Origin of the sequence: Pseudoxanthomonas fibrivorans (assembly GCF_041464125.1) — a bacterium.
Lineage (GTDB): Bacteria > Pseudomonadota > Gammaproteobacteria > Xanthomonadales > Xanthomonadaceae > Pseudoxanthomonas.
Genome location: NZ_JBGNUG010000005.1, coordinates 1 through 1774 on the forward strand (window position 1 = coordinate 1; position 1774 = coordinate 1774).

The 1774-nt window shown below is 71.5% G+C and carries 1 protein-coding gene and 1 pseudogene; both read right to left on the reverse strand.

Annotated elements, in window-relative coordinates:
• On the reverse strand, nucleotides 1–1353 hold a 1353-nt coding region (locus tag ACA089_RS16355), incomplete at its 3' end, for a cache domain-containing protein (protein ID WP_372019030.1).
• A gap of 123 nt (nucleotides 1354–1476) precedes the next feature.
• Nucleotides 1477–1774: pseudogene (locus ACA089_RS16360) on the reverse strand (methyl-accepting chemotaxis protein); the annotation flags it as partial.

Below are 1774 nucleotides of genomic sequence, written 5' to 3' on the forward strand. Positions count from 1 at the left end.
GACGATGGAGGTCAGCTGGGCCACGGTGGCGTTGGCGTCGTCGCGCATGCGGGCGAACACGCCGTGGAAGTCGCCTTCCATCCGCGCGGTCAGGTCGCCGGCGGCGATGGCCCGGAGCAGGGCCGACAGCTGGCCGAGGTTGCGGTCGGCCGTCTGCATCATCGCGTTCAGCCCGCCGACCATGGCGCGGAAGTCGGCGCGGAACGCCGCTTCGTCGCCACGCGCGGTGAAATCGCCGACCGCCGCGGCCGCGGACAGGCGCTTGATCTCGCCGTTGATCGCCAGCAGGCTGGCCTTGGCCGCATCCATCGCCTCGTGCAGCACGGCGCGGGTGCCCGGCAGGCGCCGCGCGTCGCGGGCCAGGTCGCCGCTGGCGTACTCCTGCAGCACCTCGATCGCGTCGGTGATCGCATCCAGGTGCTCGAACATCATCGTGTTGATGCCGGCGGCCAGTTCGCCGTAGACGCCGGGGAAGTCCTCCGGCATGCGGTGGCTGACATCCGGGCCGGCATGCTGCCCGATCATGTGCCGGGTCTGCTGCGAGAAGCGCTCCAGCATGTGCACCATCTCGTCGGTGGCCTTGAGCATCTGCCCGGCTTCGTCGCGGCCGTGCTCGCCGGTGCGGATGCCGAGGTCGCCGCGCGACACGCCCTTCACCGCGGCCAGCGCCCGTCCGATCGAGTGCAGCACGGTGCTGCCGATCAGCCAGCCGATGCCGAGGTTGAGCAGCACCAGCACGCCGCCGGCCACGGTCATGATCGCGGTGAACTGCAGTGCCTGGGCCTGGGTGTCGTCGAGGTACACGCCGGTGCCGATGACCCAGCCCCACGGCTCGTACAGGGTCGCGAAGGAGGTCTTCTGCACCGGGTCGTCCTCGCCGGCCTTGGCCCAGGTGTAGTCGACGAACCCGCCGCCGGCCTGCGCGGCCTCGACGAAGGCCGGGAAGATCGCCTTGCCGTCCGGGCTCAGCACGCCGGCGACCGGCTTGCCGGTCAGGTCGGGCCGGGTGGGGTGCATCAGCATGTTCGGGGTTTCGTCGGTGACGAAGAAGTAGTCCACGCCCTTGGCCGCCTGCATCGACTTGAGCGTCTCGAGCGCGGCGGCCTGGGCGTCGGCGAGCGCCATCTCGCCGGACTTCGCGCGCGCGGCGTAGCGTTCGATGACGCCGACGGCCATCTCGGTCTGCGCGCGCAGGCCGGCCTGGCGGGTCGAGTTGAGGTCCAGGTACTGCAGCCGCGCGGCGACCACCGCCAGGGCGATGATGCCGACCGCGACCAGGACGGTCTGCATCAGGAACTTGCGCTTCATCGGCAGGTTGGACATCAACCGGCGCGTGGCGTGGATGGGATTCATGGCGGACTTCGAAGTGGGGCGTGTGCAGGTGATATCGGCCCGCGCCGCCCATCCTTGACGGCCGCGGAAACAGCAAGGCCCCGGGGATGCCGGGGCCTTGGGACGCGGAACGTGGCGGGACGGTCAGAACTCGGCCCAGTCGCTGTGGCTGCTGAGTGCGGTGTTGCCGAACACGCGCGGCGGGGCAGCCGGCCTGCGTGGCGCCACCGGGGCCGGCGCGACCGCGGCGGCGGAGGCGACGGGCGCGCGTTCGGCGGCGGTGGCCGGGGCCGGGCCGCCTTCGATCCGGAACACGGCGATGGCCTGGGCCAGGCCGGCGGACTGGTCTTCCATGGCCCGTGCCGCGGCGGTGGCTTCCTCCACCAGCGCCGCGTTCTGCTGGGTCGTCTCGTCCATCTGCACGATGGTCTGGTTGACCTGC